Source organism: Achromobacter marplatensis (assembly GCF_049060505.1).
GTDB classification, from domain to species: Bacteria; Pseudomonadota; Gammaproteobacteria; order Burkholderiales; family Burkholderiaceae_B; genus Achromobacter; species Achromobacter marplatensis_A.
Genome location: NZ_JBMGRB010000005.1, coordinates 451,148 through 465,041, shown reverse-complemented (window position 1 = coordinate 465,041; position 13,894 = coordinate 451,148). Strand labels below are relative to the sequence as shown.

At 65.7% G+C, this 13,894-nt stretch carries 13 protein-coding genes; 9 read left to right on the top strand and 4 right to left on the bottom strand.

The window, feature by feature from the left end:
- The first annotated feature begins 316 nt into the window (after positions 1-316).
- The 4 genes from rsmD to ACI0FO_RS15785 all read left to right on the top strand — a co-directional run bounded on the left by rsmD (position 317) and on the right by ACI0FO_RS15785 (position 3,035).
- Positions 317-883, top strand: coding sequence for a 16S rRNA (guanine(966)-N(2))-methyltransferase RsmD (rsmD, locus tag ACI0FO_RS15800; protein WP_416028117.1), 567 nt, complete (start codon positions 317-319; stop codon positions 881-883).
- Positions 884-941: 58 nt separating this feature from the next.
- A complete protein-coding gene (coaD, locus tag ACI0FO_RS15795) occupies positions 942-1,445 on the top strand; it encodes a pantetheine-phosphate adenylyltransferase (protein ID WP_006227601.1) in 504 nt (167 codons plus the stop codon).
- A gap of 109 nt (positions 1,446-1,554) precedes the next feature.
- Positions 1,555-1,806, top strand: coding sequence for a YfhL family 4Fe-4S dicluster ferredoxin (locus ACI0FO_RS15790; RefSeq protein WP_006227600.1), 252 nt, complete (start codon positions 1,555-1,557; stop codon positions 1,804-1,806).
- Positions 1,803-3,035, top strand: a complete 1,233-nt coding sequence (locus ACI0FO_RS15785) for a benzoate/H(+) symporter BenE family transporter (RefSeq protein WP_416028027.1) — start codon at positions 1,803-1,805, stop codon at positions 3,033-3,035. Before ACI0FO_RS15790 ends, ACI0FO_RS15785 begins: the two co-directional genes overlap by 4 nt.
- 34 nt (positions 3,036-3,069) lie before the next feature.
- On the opposite strand, the gene ACI0FO_RS15780 is transcribed toward ACI0FO_RS15785, so the two are convergent.
- Entirely contained in the window at positions 3,070-3,456 is a 387-nt protein-coding gene (locus ACI0FO_RS15780; RefSeq protein WP_416028025.1) for an MOSC N-terminal beta barrel domain-containing protein, read from the bottom strand.
- Positions 3,453-5,942, bottom strand: a complete 2,490-nt coding sequence (locus ACI0FO_RS15775) for an AsmA family protein (RefSeq protein WP_416028024.1) — start codon at positions 5,940-5,942, stop codon at positions 3,453-3,455. Before ACI0FO_RS15775 ends, ACI0FO_RS15780 begins: the two co-directional genes overlap by 4 nt.
- A gap of 397 nt (positions 5,943-6,339) precedes the next feature.
- Here ACI0FO_RS15775 and ACI0FO_RS15770 point away from each other — a divergent pair, with 397 nt between their 5' ends.
- Positions 6,340-7,938, top strand: coding sequence for an MDR family MFS transporter (locus tag ACI0FO_RS15770; RefSeq protein WP_416028022.1), 1,599 nt, complete (start codon positions 6,340-6,342; stop codon positions 7,936-7,938).
- 3 nt (positions 7,939-7,941) lie between these two features.
- Positions 7,942-8,385, top strand: coding sequence for a MarR family winged helix-turn-helix transcriptional regulator (locus ACI0FO_RS15765; protein WP_416028020.1), 444 nt, complete (start codon positions 7,942-7,944; stop codon positions 8,383-8,385).
- A gap of 58 nt (positions 8,386-8,443) precedes the next feature.
- On the opposite strand, the gene ACI0FO_RS15760 is transcribed toward ACI0FO_RS15765, so the two are convergent.
- Positions 8,444-9,382, bottom strand: coding sequence for a LysR family transcriptional regulator (locus ACI0FO_RS15760; RefSeq protein WP_416028019.1), 939 nt, complete (start codon positions 9,380-9,382; stop codon positions 8,444-8,446).
- 89 nt (positions 9,383-9,471) lie between these two features.
- Between ACI0FO_RS15760 and ACI0FO_RS15755 the strand changes: the two genes are divergently transcribed.
- The 3 genes from ACI0FO_RS15755 (at position 9,472) to ACI0FO_RS15745 (ending at position 12,727) form a co-directional block, all read left to right on the top strand.
- A complete protein-coding gene (locus ACI0FO_RS15755) occupies positions 9,472-10,686 on the top strand; it encodes a CaiB/BaiF CoA transferase family protein (RefSeq protein ID WP_416028017.1) in 1,215 nt (404 codons plus the stop codon).
- Positions 10,686-11,738 (top strand): NADPH:quinone oxidoreductase family protein, encoded by a 1,053-nt coding sequence (locus tag ACI0FO_RS15750; RefSeq protein ID WP_416028115.1) that lies wholly within the window; start codon positions 10,686-10,688, stop codon positions 11,736-11,738. Before ACI0FO_RS15755 ends, ACI0FO_RS15750 begins: the two co-directional genes overlap by 1 nt.
- A 65-nt stretch (positions 11,739-11,803) precedes the next feature.
- A complete protein-coding gene (locus tag ACI0FO_RS15745) occupies positions 11,804-12,727 on the top strand; it encodes a Bug family tripartite tricarboxylate transporter substrate binding protein (protein ID WP_233213992.1) in 924 nt (307 codons plus the stop codon).
- Between the two features lie 72 nt (positions 12,728-12,799).
- On the opposite strand, the gene ychF is transcribed toward ACI0FO_RS15745, so the two are convergent.
- The gene (gene ychF, locus ACI0FO_RS15740; protein ID WP_105556919.1) at positions 12,800-13,891 is read right to left on the bottom strand and encodes a redox-regulated ATPase YchF; all 1,092 of its coding nucleotides are present in this window, start codon (positions 13,889-13,891) and stop codon (positions 12,800-12,802) included.
- Positions 13,892-13,894: the final 3 nt, after the last annotated feature.

Genomic DNA, 13,894 nt, shown 5'->3' with positions numbered 1-13,894 from the left:
CGGTGCGTTGACCGGCGTCGGCGCCTGGGCCGGCGCATCGGCGCGTGCGATCGGCGCTACAGTCGGAGCAACCGGCGCTGTCTGCACGGTCGGTGCGACAGGCGCAGGCGCGGGCACCTGATCGGGCACCGGCGCAGGCGTCGGCACGGCAACCACGGGACTCGGAGCGGGTGCGGCCGGCACGGTGGCCGGCGGAATCACCGGCGCGGCGGCGGGCTCCGCAGGCGCCACGGCGGCGTCTACGACCTCAGGCGGCGGCGCGGGCTGAGCCGGCGCGGCGGGCGGTGGGGATTTTTTCTTGAAGAAGCGGCTAAACATGGGTAACAAGTATATTCGTATCGTCGGTGGCCAATACAGGCGCACCCCCATCGCCGTGCCCGACGTGGAGACGCTGCGCCCCACGCCCGACCGGGTGCGCGAGACACTATTCAACTGGCTGAATCACCTGTGGGCCGGCGAATTCTCCGACAAACAGGTACTGGATCTGTTCGCCGGCAGCGGCGCCCTGGGGTTCGAGGCGGCCTCGCGCGGCGTGGCGCATGTGCAGATGGTCGAGCGGGACAAAACCGCTGCGTCCGCGCTGCGGACACTGCGCGACAAGCTCAAAGCCGACATGATACGCATCCATGTGGGCGACGCGATGCAGGTCGCCGAACGGATGGATGCGTCCCGGTTTGACCTCATCCTGTTGGATCCGCCCTTTGGCCAGGGCTGGCTGCCGCGCCTGTGGCCCATCCTGCCGGGCATTTTGACCGAGCATGGGCTAGTCTATGTCGAGGCGGAAACCGCCATCGACGCCCCCGAAGGATTCCAGATCTTGCGGCAGGACAAGGCAGGCGCGGTCCACTACCACCTGCTCGAATTTGCTGCATTGCGGAAATAGATCAATAATCCGAGCTTCGGAGGATGGTGTACACCACTAATAACGGTACGGAGCTCGCATGATCATCGCTGTATATCCCGGCACTTTCGACCCGCTGACCCGGGGCCACGAAGACCTGGTCCGCCGCGCGGCCACGCTTTTCGACAAAGTCGTGGTGGGCATCGCGCTTAGCCGCAACAAAAAGCCTTTCTTCAGCATCGACGAACGCGTGGAAATCGCCCGTGAAGTCCTGGGCCACTACCCCAACGTGGAAGTGCAGAGCTTCGGCGGCTTGCTGAAGGACTTCGTCCGCGACCAGGGCGGCCGCGTCATCGTCCGCGGCCTGCGCGCCGTGTCCGACTTCGAATACGAATTCCAGATGGCTGGCATGAACCGCCACCTGCTGCCCGACGTGGAAACGCTGTTCATGACCCCGTCGGACCAATACCAGTTCATCTCGGGCACGATCGTGCGCGAAATCGCCCAGCTGGGCGGCGACGTCAGCAAGTTCGTGTTCCCGTCCGTCGAGCGCTGGCTGCAGGAAAAGGCCAAGGAACGCCGCGAACAGTCCTGGCCGGGCTGATCCGCCCAGCGCCGCACCATCCCTGAAGGGCGCGATTTCGCGCCCTTCTTGCGCTTTTCCGCCCGGCAGTACAATGTGAGCCGCCCCTGGCTTTCCTCCGCTGCCCATCATGGCCCTGCTAATCACCGAAGAATGCATTAATTGCGACGTTTGCGAGCCCCAGTGCCCGAACGACGCGATTTCTATGGGCGAGGACTATTACGTCATCGATCCCGACAAATGCACGGAGTGCGTCGGCCATCACGACGAACCCCAGTGCAAGGTGGTGTGCCCGGTGGAGTGCATTGAACTGCACCCGCAATGGAACGAAGGCCAAGAGCAGCTCATGGCTAAGTACCGCCGCCTGACCGGTGCCGCATGAGCGGCACGACGCAGACGGGCATCAACCTTCCTTCCCCGTCGCCAGCTCCCCATCACGCGCGCCGCGACGTGTCCGCCTCGGCGGTCGCCGCCGGCCTGGTCGCCGTGCTGGTCAGCTTCGGCGGCACCGCCGTCCTGATGGTGCAGGCCGGCCATGCCGCGGGCCTGAATTCGGCGCAGATCGGCTCCTGGATCGGTTCGCTGAGCCTGGCTTTCGGATTCGGCGGCGCGTTCTACAGCCTGCGCACCGGCCTGCCCATCGTCATGGCCTGGTCCACGCCCGGCGCCGCGCTACTCGTCACGGCGCTGGTCGGCATTCCCTTCAATGAAGCAATCGGCGCCTACGTGCTGGCCGCGGGCCTGACATTGCTCTGCGGGCTGTTCGGCTGGATCGACCCCATCCTGCGTCGGATCCCCGGTGAAATCGCCGCCGCCATGCTGGCCGGCGTGCTGCTCAATTTCGGCATGGGCATCTTCAGCAGCGTCGGCAAGCAACCCGCACTGGTCCTGGCGATGTGCGCCACCTATCTGGCCTGCCGGCGCTGGGCGCCGCGCTACGCCGTCCTGGTGGTGATGGTGATCGCCATCGCGCTGGCCTTCGGGCTGGACCTGATACGGCTGGACTTGCTGGACTGGCACCTGACGGAATTCGTCTGGACCACGCCCACCTTCAGCGCCCAGGCCATCGTCAGCCTGGGCATCCCGCTGTTCGTGGTGGCCATGGCGTCGCAGAATCTGCCCGGCCTGGCGATCCTGCAAGCCGCCGGCTACCGTCCCCCTGCCTCGCGCATCGTGGCCGCCACGGGCCTGCTGGGTTTGCTGGCAGCCCCCTTCGGCGCGCACAGCGTCACCATGGGGGCCATCAGCGCGGCCATCTGCACCGGCCCTGAAGCCCACCCCGATCCCGCCAAGCGCTATATCGCGGCAGCGACCTACGGGCTGGGCTATGTCGGGTTAAGCGTCGTGGCGGGCGCCGTGGCGGTGTTCTTCCAGGCCTTGCCGGGGGCGCTATTGGCCGCGTTGGCCGGTCTGGCGCTGCTGGGCACGATCATGGGCGGCATGGCCGCCGCGATGGCCAACCCGCAACGGCGCGAAGCCGCGCTCATCACGTTGCTGGCAACGGCGTCGGGGTTCAGCTTCTGGGGAATCGGGTCGGCCTTCTGGGGCCTGGCGGCGGGCCTGCTGGCCCATACGGCATTCGAATACAAGCGCGCCAAGTCGGGCGTCTAGCCCGCCGGATCGCTCCGGCGGTTTCCGAACACGTTCAGGCAGGCCAGGCGGCCACGGGCGTGTCCGGGTGCACCTTCATGATGCGGCAAGGCACCTGCACGAAGTTCGAGATCCAGGCCGCGGCCAGCTCCCCTTCGTCGATCACGTCGATGGTCTGCTCACCCACCTTCATGCTGTAACGCACGCTGTCATCGTCTTCGATGACGTCCAGCGGAATATCCATGCGCAGCATGCCCGGCGCCTTCAGCACCAGATAGCCCAAGCGCAGCTCGACCGACACGTCGGCAAGCCGGGGGCACAATTCGCGGTTCAACCACTGGCCGGAATCGTTGGCGATCAGCCATTGCCGCTGATACGCGGCCGCGGCCGGTTGCGTGGTGACGCCGCATTCCGCGATGGGCTGGAAATTTTCAGTGCTCATTTGCCCAGCAATCCCTTCAAGGCTTTATCCAGCGGCGCGCCATTCTTGCCCTTGCCCGTGGCGGCTTCGCGCAGCTTGTTTTCCAGGCTGCGCTTGAGGATGTTGCCGATGGCGTCCTTCCACAGCACCGTATAGGTCGGCTTGTCGAAATGGCCCTTCACGTGCACCGGGATCGTCACATCTTTCAGATCGATCAGTTCCTTGCCTTCGGGATCGGCCGCCGGGTTGACGACACGCGCGCGCGCCACCAGGTCCAGCTCGCTCTTCACGAAGTCGATGGTGGCCGGCTCGCCCTGCGTGACGCGCAGCAACGGCGACACGACGTTCAAGCGCTTCACGGTGGCCACGCCCTTGGTGAAGGCCAGATCGGCGTCCATCTCCGAGAACTCGGTTTGCTTGCTGGTGTCGGCGGCTACGGTCTCGTCCTGCGATTCGGGCTTGAACGCGGCCTTCAATTCGCGCAACGTCTGCGTCAGGTTGATGCCCTTGACCGCGCCATCGCGCAGGCGCACCTGCACGGTGCCGCCCAGGCCACTCTTCATTGCATAGACATTGGCGCCGCCCGTCTTCAGGTCCAGCGCCAGGCTGCCCGTGCCGCTGAGCACGTTGCGGTTGGCCAGGTCCATCAGCAGGGGCTCGATGGCAATACCCGCCAACGACATCTTGGTGGCCAACTGGTTGCCCTGCGCGGCGTCCACGGACAACGCGCCAGCCAGCTTGCCGCCGTACAGGCCGGCGGTCAGGCTGGAGATATCCAGCTTGCCCTTGTCCAGCTTCACGACTGCGGCGACTTCATCGGCCTTCAGGCCGCGCACGACCAGCTTGCCGACCTTCAAGGTGCCGTTGACGCTGGGGCCCACCAGCGCGGACAGATCGATCGAATCGTCCACGGGCGCAGCCGGCGCTGCGGGCTTGGATTCGTCTTTCTTGCCTTCGGCGGGCGGCTTGGCCGGCGCGGCCGCGACGGGCGGCACCAGCTTGTCCAGGTCCAGCGTATCCACCGCCAAGGCGAACTTCACCATCGGCGTATCGGAAAGCTTGGTGATGTCGGCGCTAAGGTCGAACTTGCCGCCTTCCAGCACGGCGTTGATCTTGCTGCTGGCCTGGTCCTTCAGCAGGTCCACGGTCAGGCTGCCGATCACGGGGATCTGCAGGCTGCCCTTGGGCAACCCCGGGTCGGTAATGTTGACATCGCCGCGCAAGCCGGACAGGCCGCCACTGCGTTGCAGCAGGTTCAACGTCAGCGGCGAAGCAAAATTCAGCTTCACCACGCGTTCGCCATTCTTCGACGTGCTGTCGACCTTGGCTTCCTTGATGTCCAATTCGCCAGCGTTGCCGCTGATGCCGTTCAGACCGAAACTGGCATCCAGGCCGCTGACGCGCACGCGGCCGGTCAGCGCTTCACCGGTAGCCGACGCGGGCGAGATATTCAGCGCGGGCGCGTCCACGGCCAGTTCAAACGGGCCATCAGGCGAACTGCCCTTGGCGCGCACCGCCAGCTTTTCGATCTGCAGCTGGCTTTTGTGTGGATCGATTGCCAGCTTGGGCATGGCCACACTGGCCTCTACATTGGTGGCGCGCGCGGCGGGATCGGTGATGTCGCCTTGGAAAACCACTTCCAGGCCTGCCACGTCCAGCGCCGACTTCTGGCCATTGAAGGCCAGGTTGCCGCGCATGGCCAGGCTCTTGGCCTCGGCGCCTGGCAGCTTGCCGTCCATGCGCAAATCCAGCTTCTGGGCCGCGTAACGCTTGGCCGACGGGTCAAGCGTCAGCAAAGCTTGGCCGGTCAGGTTGGCGTCAACACGCGGGTTGCCGCCTTCGACGCGCGCCGTCAGGCGCACATCGAACGGCTGGTTGAACGTGACGCGGCCCGTGTTGGCGTTGATCTTCGTCACGGCCACGGCCATGCCCGAGATCGCGTCCTGCAACTGCACTTCGCCATCCTTCAGGTCCAGCCCGGCGATGTCGATCTGCATGTTGTTGCGGGTCGGCGGCAACGTGCCGCTGGTGATGGCCTGGGCCGCGGTCTGGGCCGCCCCCACCAACGCTTCGGCGGGATTGGCCGGCGCGGTCATGATCACGGGCGTGCCGCCCACGAGGTTGCTGAAGTTGAACTGGCCGTCCTTGTCCCGCACCACGCGCGCCTTGAAGCCGCTGATGGCCACATGGTCCACCACGAAGCTGTTCGACAGCAGCGGCCACACCGCAACCGCCAGCCGGGTGCTTTCGATGGAAGCGAAGGTGTCGGAGCTATTGGGCTCGGACAGCGACACGCCCTGCACCGACAGGCCGATGCGCGGGAAGAGCGACAGCTCGATCTCGCCATCGATCGTGAGGGTGCGGTGATAGCGTTCCTGCACAAGCTCTTCCAGCTTGTACTTGTACGCGTTGGGATCGAATGTCAGCAAGAAGATGGCCAGGCCAACGACGGCCACGACAACCAACACCACCAGGCCTATCAAAATGCGCTTGAACCACGTTTTCATTGCCGCCCCGTCGGTACCTCGACTGGAAATCCTTGAATGCCGCCCACCACGCCATGGCGCGGGGATGGTGCTAATAGCGGTGGAAAACCACGCGCCAATTGGAGCTGTGTGCCTTTTAGGACGAGTCCTCGCTTCTGCCGGAAGCCTGTGGCTGCGGCGCCAAAAGAGAGGGTCTACCAAGGAAGGCCTGCTGAAGACGCCGGCATGACCAGCGTGCAGATTCCGCTATCGTAACAAATCGGGCCGGCTTCGCGATGCCAACCCGGCCGCGGCGCCAAAAACCAGGGCGATTCACGTAGCTCACCGGGCGTTGACGGCGCCCGGAAGCTGACGGTTTTCTGTCTGGCGGATTGTAGGACTAGAATGATTGATCCATCAATCATTGATACATCCAACAATGCCCGCCCCCGCCCCCAGCACTTCGCATTCGCCCGGCCAGGTGCTGCCTTTCCGCCAGACCTTGATGGCCATGCTGGGCATGTGCTTCGTCATGATGATGGTCGCCATCGACCAGACGGTGGTGGGCACTGCCTTGCCGACCATTGTGGCCGAACTCAAGGGCTTCGAACTGTATGCATGGGTTGCGACGTCTTACCTGCTGACGTCCGTCATCACGGTGCCGATCTTCGGACGCCTGGGCGACTACTACGGCCGCAAACCTTTCGTGGTGGCCGCGATCATCCTGTTCACGCTGGCCTCGGTACTGTGCGGCGCGGCCGACAGCATGCTTACGCTGGTGCTGGCGCGGGCCTTGCAAGGCATTGGCGGCGGCATGCTGGTGGGCACGGCCTTCGCGTCGATCCCCGACCTGTTTCCCGACCCGCACGTGCGGCTGCGCTGGCAGGTCATGCTCAGTTCCGCCTTCGGCATCGCCAACGCCGTCGGCCCGACGCTGGGCGGCGCGCTGACTGAACACTATGGCTGGCGCTCGGTGTTCTACGTGAACCTGCCGATCGGCATCCTGGGCCTGTGGTTCGTGGCGCGCTACCTGCCTCACTTGCGCAACCATACGTCGGGCAAAGTGCGGCTGGACTGGCAGGGCGCGCTGTTGGTCGCGCTGGCGCTGGGCAGCCTGCAGTTGCTGGTCGAACTCTTGCCCAAGGAAGGCCTCAGCATTTTGATCGTGCTGCTGGGCGCGGGAAGCATCGCCGCGTTCGCGCTGCTGTACTGGTGGGAAAAGCGCTGCCCGCACCCACTCTTGCCGCTGGACATGTTCCGCAACCGTGGGCTGGCCACGCTCTTCACGCTGGCGCTGCTGGTGGGCGTGACGATGTACTCGCTACTGTTCTATGCCCCCCTGCTGCTGCAAGGCGGCTTCGGCCTGTCGCCGCAGGACGCCGGCCTGCTGATCACGCCCATGGTCGTCTTCATCACGGTCGGTAGCATCATCAACGGGCGCGTCATCACGCGCATCCGCAACCCCAACCGGATGCTCTACGCCGGCTTCCTGCTGATGGCCCTGTCCTGTTTGGGTATTGTTACCACCCATAGCTATACGTCACACGGGCTGATCGCCGTTTACATGCTGATGGCCGGCCTGGGCATGGGCTTCATCATGCCCAACCTTACCGTCTTCGCGCAGCAGACCGCGGGGCGCACGCACCTGGGCATCGCCACGGCGCTGCTGCAATCCTTGCGCATGATCGGCGGCATGCTGGGCACGGCGGTGGTCGGCACGATGGTGAGCCACAGCTATTTCAGCGGCGTTGAATCCACGCTGCGCGGCGCCTCGGCGCAATGGCTGCCGGAACTGAACGATCCGCAGATGCTGGTGAATCCCGCGGCGCAAACGCAGTTCCTGGCACAATTGGCGCATCAAGGCCAGGACGGCACGTCGTTGATCGAGATCGCGCGCGTTGCGCTGGTGGGCGCCATTCACGAAGGGCAGCTCATTGCGCTGGCCGTCGCCATCTTCGCGCTGTGGTGCGTGCGGCGGGTGCCCCTGGTGCAATTGGCCCGGCCTGCGAAAGCGGAGCCTGCGGGCGTCGGAGAGTAGCTTTTGCCCAAACAACAACAAGGCCTGCAAGTCGTCCAGCACATGGGGCAGACGTACCGCGTGATGCAAAGCGCGTTCAGCAGCAAGGTGGGGCACGCCCTGCCCCGCTGGCGCATTCTGCTGGCGCTGCACGAATGCGGACAGTGTTCGCAAAAGCATCTGGCCGAACGCTGCCGTCTGGACCCCGCATCACTGACGCGCCAGTTGCAGGCCATGCAGAAACTGGGATGGATCTCACGCGCGGTGGACCCGCAAGACAACCGCCTGACCAACGCCACGCTTACGCCGGCGGGCCAGGCCGTGGTGAACGACGCCCTGCCCAAGCGCGCGGCCTTCTTCGAGGAATCGCTCAAGGGGTTGTCGGCGGCCGATGTCGACACGTTGAACCGCGTGCTGAGCGTGCTGGAAGAGAACTTCCTGCGCGCGGCGGGCGGCAAGCCCGCGTAGCCCGCCGCGAAATGGCTGCGGCATGGCCGCGCGCGGCGCGCCAGCCAAGCCTAGGCCATCAAGCAGCGGCAACGCGCTGCCAATCGCCGCGATGCTGTTCGATATGTTCGCGCAGATGCTCCACCAAGGTCCGCGTGGCCATCGACGGAAAACGATTCGGAGCGGTCAGCAAATAGATGGCGTTGCCCACGCCTTCCGGTTCCAGCTCGGGCAGTATCTCGACCAGCTCGCCGTCGCGCAGCTGGCTCCAAACCGCGTAGCGGGGCAGCAGCGCCACGCCCAATCCGGCCATGACGGCATCCCGCAAGAAGGGATAATCGCCGGACTGCACCCTTGGCGCCACACGCAGCAGCAGCGGGTCGCCATCTTCGCGCTTGCAGCGCAGATCAAAGCGCCGGCCCAGCGATTGCGGCGCGATCAACGAACAAAGGCCCAACTGCTCAAGCGTCGTCACCGGCCCTTGGCGGCGTAGGAAATCCGGCGTCGCGCACAGGCACCACTGGACGTCGCAAATGCGCCGCGCCACATGGTCTTCCGGCGGCGCGGAAGTGATCTTCAGGGCCATGTCCACTTCGGCCGACACCAGGTCGCCGATGGCGTCATTGATGTGGACGCGCAATGAAATATCGGGATAGCGGCGCGTGAAGTCCAGCAGCACCGGCGCAAGATAAAGATGGCCTAACCCCGTGGGCAGGCGTATCCGGACGTCGCCGCGCACGGTGCCATCCAGGCTAGGAATGGAGGCTTGCGCCGCACGCATTTCGTCCAGCAGCCGCACGCCGTGCTGGTATAGCAATTGCCCCGCTTGGGTCAGTTCCACATGCCGGGTGGTGCGGCGCAAAAGCTGCGAACCCATCGCCAGCTCCAGCCGCTTCAACCGGTGCGACATGTTTGAACGGGTCATGCCGCAGCGCTCGGCTGCCGCGCTTAGGTTGCGCGATTCCACCATCGCGACGAATAGCCTGACCAGGTTCAGATCCAACTCTTTGTCAATCATTGTTCACCATTAAAGGAACAACTACTTGGATTGTCCACCGGACGAGCCGAGTCTACCATCGGCTTATCGATCTTCCGCCCATGGATGCCATGAACCCAGCTGTTGACGCCGATCAGGCCTGCGGTCCCTTTTCCGGTTTGCGCGTGCTGGATATCAGCCAGGGCATCGCCGGCCCGTATTGCGCGCAGATGTTGTGGCAGCAAGGCGCCGAAGTCATCAAGGTGGAGCCGCCCGCCGGTGACTGGGGCCGCCATGTCGGCACGCAGCGCGACGGGCACAGCGCACTATCGGTGGCCTACAACGCCGGCAAGCGCGGCGTGTGCCTGGACGCGCGCCATCCCCAGGGAAAAAAGGCACTGCGCCGCCTTGCCGGAAGCGCCGACGTGTTGATCCAGAACTTCCGCCCTGGCGTCGCCGAACGCATGGGCGTGGGCTACGCAGACGTGCGGCAGCACGCGCCGGGCATGGTCTATGTGTCGATCAGCGGTTACGGGCCGGACGGCCCTTACGCCGGCGCGCCCGCATCGGATTCGGTCATGCAAGCCGACAGCGGTCTCATGTACGCGAACCAGGACGAGGCCGGGACGCCGCGCCGCATGGGCATGCTGATGGCGGATATCGCCACCGCCCTGTATGCCGCGCAGGCCACGGCCGCCGCGCTGTACCGGCAAGCCAGGACGGGTCGCGGCAGCCATGTCGAGCTTAGCCTGTTCCAAGCGTGCGCCGCGCTGCAGGTGAATGACATCCTGGCCCACGCCATGGCGGGCGCGCGACGCGCCGGCCCGGTCAGCGCGCCCAACGGCGTGTTCGCCACCGCTGACGGCAGGCTATCGGTGCTGGCGCTGAACAATGAGCAGTTCGCCCGCCTGTGCCGCGCGCTGGAACGGCCCGAATGGCTGCAGCAGCCCGCCTATGCGGACAACGCCGGCCGCATGGCGCGGCTGAACGAATTGCATGAACAGATTGCGGCGCAGTTGGCCACCCGGCCTTCGGCGCACTGGATCGAACGGCTGGCGCGCGAAGAGGTTTTGCACGCCACGGTGCGCGACTACGACGATCTGGCGGCGCATGCCCAGGCCGCGCACGTGGAACTGCTGCAGACGCTGGACCAGCCCGGCGTGGGCGCATTGCCCTATGCGCCGCTACCCGGCCTGGCGCGGCGGCGGCCGTTGACGCCAGCGCCGCGGATCGGCCAGCATTCCACCGAGGTGCTGCAAGACTGGGGGTGGAGCCCGGCCGACATTCGCGCGCTGATGACGGCGGGCGCGCTGCGGCAGGACGACACGCAACCGGAGCAGGCATGATGCGCGCCCTGCTCTGCGAACAGTTCGGCCCCGTGCGCGACGTGGCGTTGCGCGACGCGCCCGATGCCCGGCCACCGGGCCCGTCCGAAGTCATGATCCAGGTGCAATACGCCAGCGTCAGCCACGCCACCAAACTGCTGATCGAAGGCCGCTACCAGACCCGCCCGCCCATGCCCTTCGTGCCCGGAACCGAGGCCGTCGGCCAAGTGCTGGCCTGCGGTAGCGCGGTGACACGGCTGCGCCCCGGCGACACCGTGGTGGCGCTGGCTCGCTGGGGCTGCTATGCGGAACGGCTGACATTGCCCGAGTACACCGTCTACGCCGTCCCGGACGGCCTGGAGCCGCTGCTCGCCCTGCCCGTGCCCATCTCCTATGGCACGGCTTACTGCGGCTTGCTGTGGCGCGCGGCCATGCAGCCCGGCGAAACCGTGCTGGTGCTGGGCGCAGGCTCCGGCGTGGGCCTTGCCGCGGTGGAACTGGCCGCACTGCTGGGCGCCCGCGTCATCGCCTGCGCAAGCACCGAGGCCAAGCGGCAAGCCGCGCTGGCGGCAGGCGCCAGCCACGCCATGCTGGCGGACGCCGACATGGCGGCGGCGGTCAAGGCGCTGACCGAAGGCCGCGGCGCCGACATCGTGTTCGATCCGGTAGGGGGAACGGCATTCGAGTACGGGGTGCGCGCGGCCGCCGCGAACGCACGCATGCTGTCCGTGGGCTTTGCCAGCGGCACCGTGCCGCAAGCGCCGCTGAACCTGCTGCTGGTCAAGAATATTGCATTGCACGGCTTTTTCTTCGGGCGCTACCTGGGCTGGACGCCCGTCGACGAGCGCGTGGTCCATGCGCCTGCCATGCAGCGCGCCATGGCGACCCTGTTTGAATGGGCGCGCGGCAAGCGCATCCATCCCGCAGTAACGGCGGTCTATCCGATCGCCGAACTCGCCGCTGCGCTCGAAGCGCTGGAAAGCCGCCAGGTCGTGGGCAAAGTGGCACTCAAAATAATATCGGAGACAAGCCCATGCAATCCCCCACCGCCGCTTGCGGCGACCACGCCCTAAGCCCGCGCCAGGCGCCGCGGCCCGCCTTCAACCGCCTTGCCGTGCTGGCGCTGGCCTGCGCCGGCATGACCGCCGCGATGCCGGCGGACGCCGCCGACGCCTATCCCAACCGCCCAATCACGATGGTGGTGCCGTATCCGCCTGGCGGCCCCACCGATATCGTGTCGCGGCTCGTGGCGGCCGAAATGTCCAAGACGATCGGCCAGAACATCATCGTGGACAACCGGCCCGGCGCCAGCGGCATGATCGGCGCGGACCTGGTGGCGCGCGCCGCACCAGACGGCTACACATTCTTGGCCAATGCTTCGCTGCACGTCATCAACCCGTACATCTACCGGTCCATGCGTCACGATGCGTTCAAGGATTTCACGCCGATCACGCAGTTGGCGGACGTGCCCCTGGTGCTGGTGGTGCCGCAGTCCAGCCCCGCAAAGACCGTGCAGGACCTGGTGGCGATGGGCAAGACCCAGCCGCTCAATTTTGGCTCGGCGGGCAGCGCGTCGGCGCAGCAATTGGCAGGGGAATCCTTCAAGACCCGCACGGGCCAGCCGATGCAGCACGTGCCCTACAAAGGGAGCGCGCCCGCCCTGACCGATCTGGTGGGCGGGCAGATCCAGCTCATGTTCGACTCCATGCCTTCGGCCACCCCGTTCATCAAGTCGGGCAAGCTGCGAGCGCTGGCCGTCACCGTCTCGCAGCGCGTGCCGGAACTGCCGGATGTTCCGACCATGGCGGAATCCGGTTTTCCTGGTTTCGATATCAGCACGTGGTATGGATTGTGGGCGCCCAAAGGCACGCCGCCCGCCATCACGGCCAAACTGGCCGAGCATGCAGCGCTGGCGCTCAAGCAGCCGAATGTGATCAGCCAATACGCGAGCATGGGCGCCAAGCCGGTGGGGTCGAGCCCGGCGGACTTCGCGCGCTTCAATCTGGCTGAAGGCCAGAAATGGCGAGAAATCGTCACCGCCGCCGGCATCGTGCCGCAATAGGGCCGCGCCGGGAACTGCCAAGCAAAGGAACTTGCCAGCGCCGTCAAGGCGGGCAAGCTCCTGTGGGTGGAGTTAGACGTTGAACAAGAAGTTCATCACATCGCCGTCCTGCACGATGTATTCCTTGCCTTCCGCGCGCATCTTGCCCGCTTCCTTGGCGCCCTGCTCACCCTTGTAGGTGATGAAGTCCTCATACGCGATCGTCTGAGCACGAATAAAGCCGCGCTCGAAGTCGGTGTGGATGACGCCGGCGGCTTGCGGCGCGGTGGCGCCGATGGCGACCGTCCAGGCGCGCACTTCCTTCACGCCGGCGGTGAAGTAGGTCTGCAGGCCCAGCAGCTTGAAGGCGGCGCGGATCAGGCGGTTCAGGCCCGGCTCTTCCATGCCCATGTCGGACAGGAAGGCTTGGCGATCGGCGTCGTCCAGGTCCACGATTTCGGATTCGATGGCGGCGCAGATGGCCACGACCGGCGCGTTGCGCGCGGCGGCGAATTCGGTCAGGCGGTCCAGCAGCGGGTTGTTCGTGAAGCCGTCATCGGCCACGTTGCCCACGTACATCGCGCGCTTGGCGGTGATGAAGCACAGCTGGGCGATGTCGGCGTGTTCTTCCGTCGTCAGGTCCAGCGCGCGGATCGGCTTGGCTTCGTTCAGCTGGGCAATGCACTTTTCCAGCACGGCCACGATGCGCTGCGATTCCTTATCGCCGGAACGCGCGGTCTTCTGGTGGCGCAGCAGGGCCTTTTCGGCGGTCTGCAGGTCAGCCAGCGCCAGCTCGGTCTCGATGACTTCGATGTCGGCGATGGGGTCGACCTTGCCGGCAACGTGGATCACGTTGGGGTCTTCGAAGCAGCGCACGACGTTGACGATGGCGTCGGTTTCGCGGATGTGCGACAGGAACTGGTTGCCCAGGCCTTCGCCCTTGCTCGCACCGGCGACCAGGCCCGCGATGTCGACGAATTCGACGGTGGCGGACAGGATGCGTTCGGGCTTGACGATTTCAGCCAGCTTCTGCAAACGCGGATCCGGCACCTCGACCACACCGACGTTGGGTTCGATGGTGCAGAACGGGTAGTTCTCGGCGGCGATGCCGGCGCGGGTCAGAGCATTGAAAAGTGTCGATTTGCCAACGTTGGGCAGGCCGACGATGCCGCATTGCAGAGCCATGGG

Coding starts and splice junctions, on each gene's coding strand:
- ACI0FO_RS15750 (WP_416028115.1), top strand. CDS start 10,686: ATGCGCGCCCTGCTCTGCGAACAGTTCGGCCCCGTGCGCGACGTGGCG.
- rsmD (WP_416028117.1), top strand. CDS start 317: ATGGGTAACAAGTATATTCGTATCGTCGGTGGCCAATACAGGCGCACC.
- ACI0FO_RS15760 (WP_416028019.1), bottom strand. CDS start 9,382: ATGATTGACAAAGAGTTGGATCTGAACCTGGTCAGGCTATTCGTCGCG.
- ACI0FO_RS15780 (WP_416028025.1), bottom strand. CDS start 3,456: ATGAGCACTGAAAATTTCCAGCCCATCGCGGAATGCGGCGTCACCACG.
- ACI0FO_RS15790 (WP_006227600.1), top strand. CDS start 1,555: ATGGCCCTGCTAATCACCGAAGAATGCATTAATTGCGACGTTTGCGAG.
- ychF (WP_105556919.1), bottom strand. CDS start 13,891: ATGGCTCTGCAATGCGGCATCGTCGGCCTGCCCAACGTTGGCAAATCG.
- ACI0FO_RS15745 (WP_233213992.1), top strand. CDS start 11,804: ATGACCGCCGCGATGCCGGCGGACGCCGCCGACGCCTATCCCAACCGC.
- coaD (WP_006227601.1), top strand. CDS start 942: ATGATCATCGCTGTATATCCCGGCACTTTCGACCCGCTGACCCGGGGC.
- ACI0FO_RS15785 (WP_416028027.1), top strand. CDS start 1,803: ATGAGCGGCACGACGCAGACGGGCATCAACCTTCCTTCCCCGTCGCCA.
- ACI0FO_RS15775 (WP_416028024.1), bottom strand. CDS start 5,942: ATGAAAACGTGGTTCAAGCGCATTTTGATAGGCCTGGTGGTGTTGGTT.
- ACI0FO_RS15755 (WP_416028017.1), top strand. CDS start 9,472: ATGAACCCAGCTGTTGACGCCGATCAGGCCTGCGGTCCCTTTTCCGGT.
- ACI0FO_RS15770 (WP_416028022.1), top strand. CDS start 6,340: ATGCCCGCCCCCGCCCCCAGCACTTCGCATTCGCCCGGCCAGGTGCTG.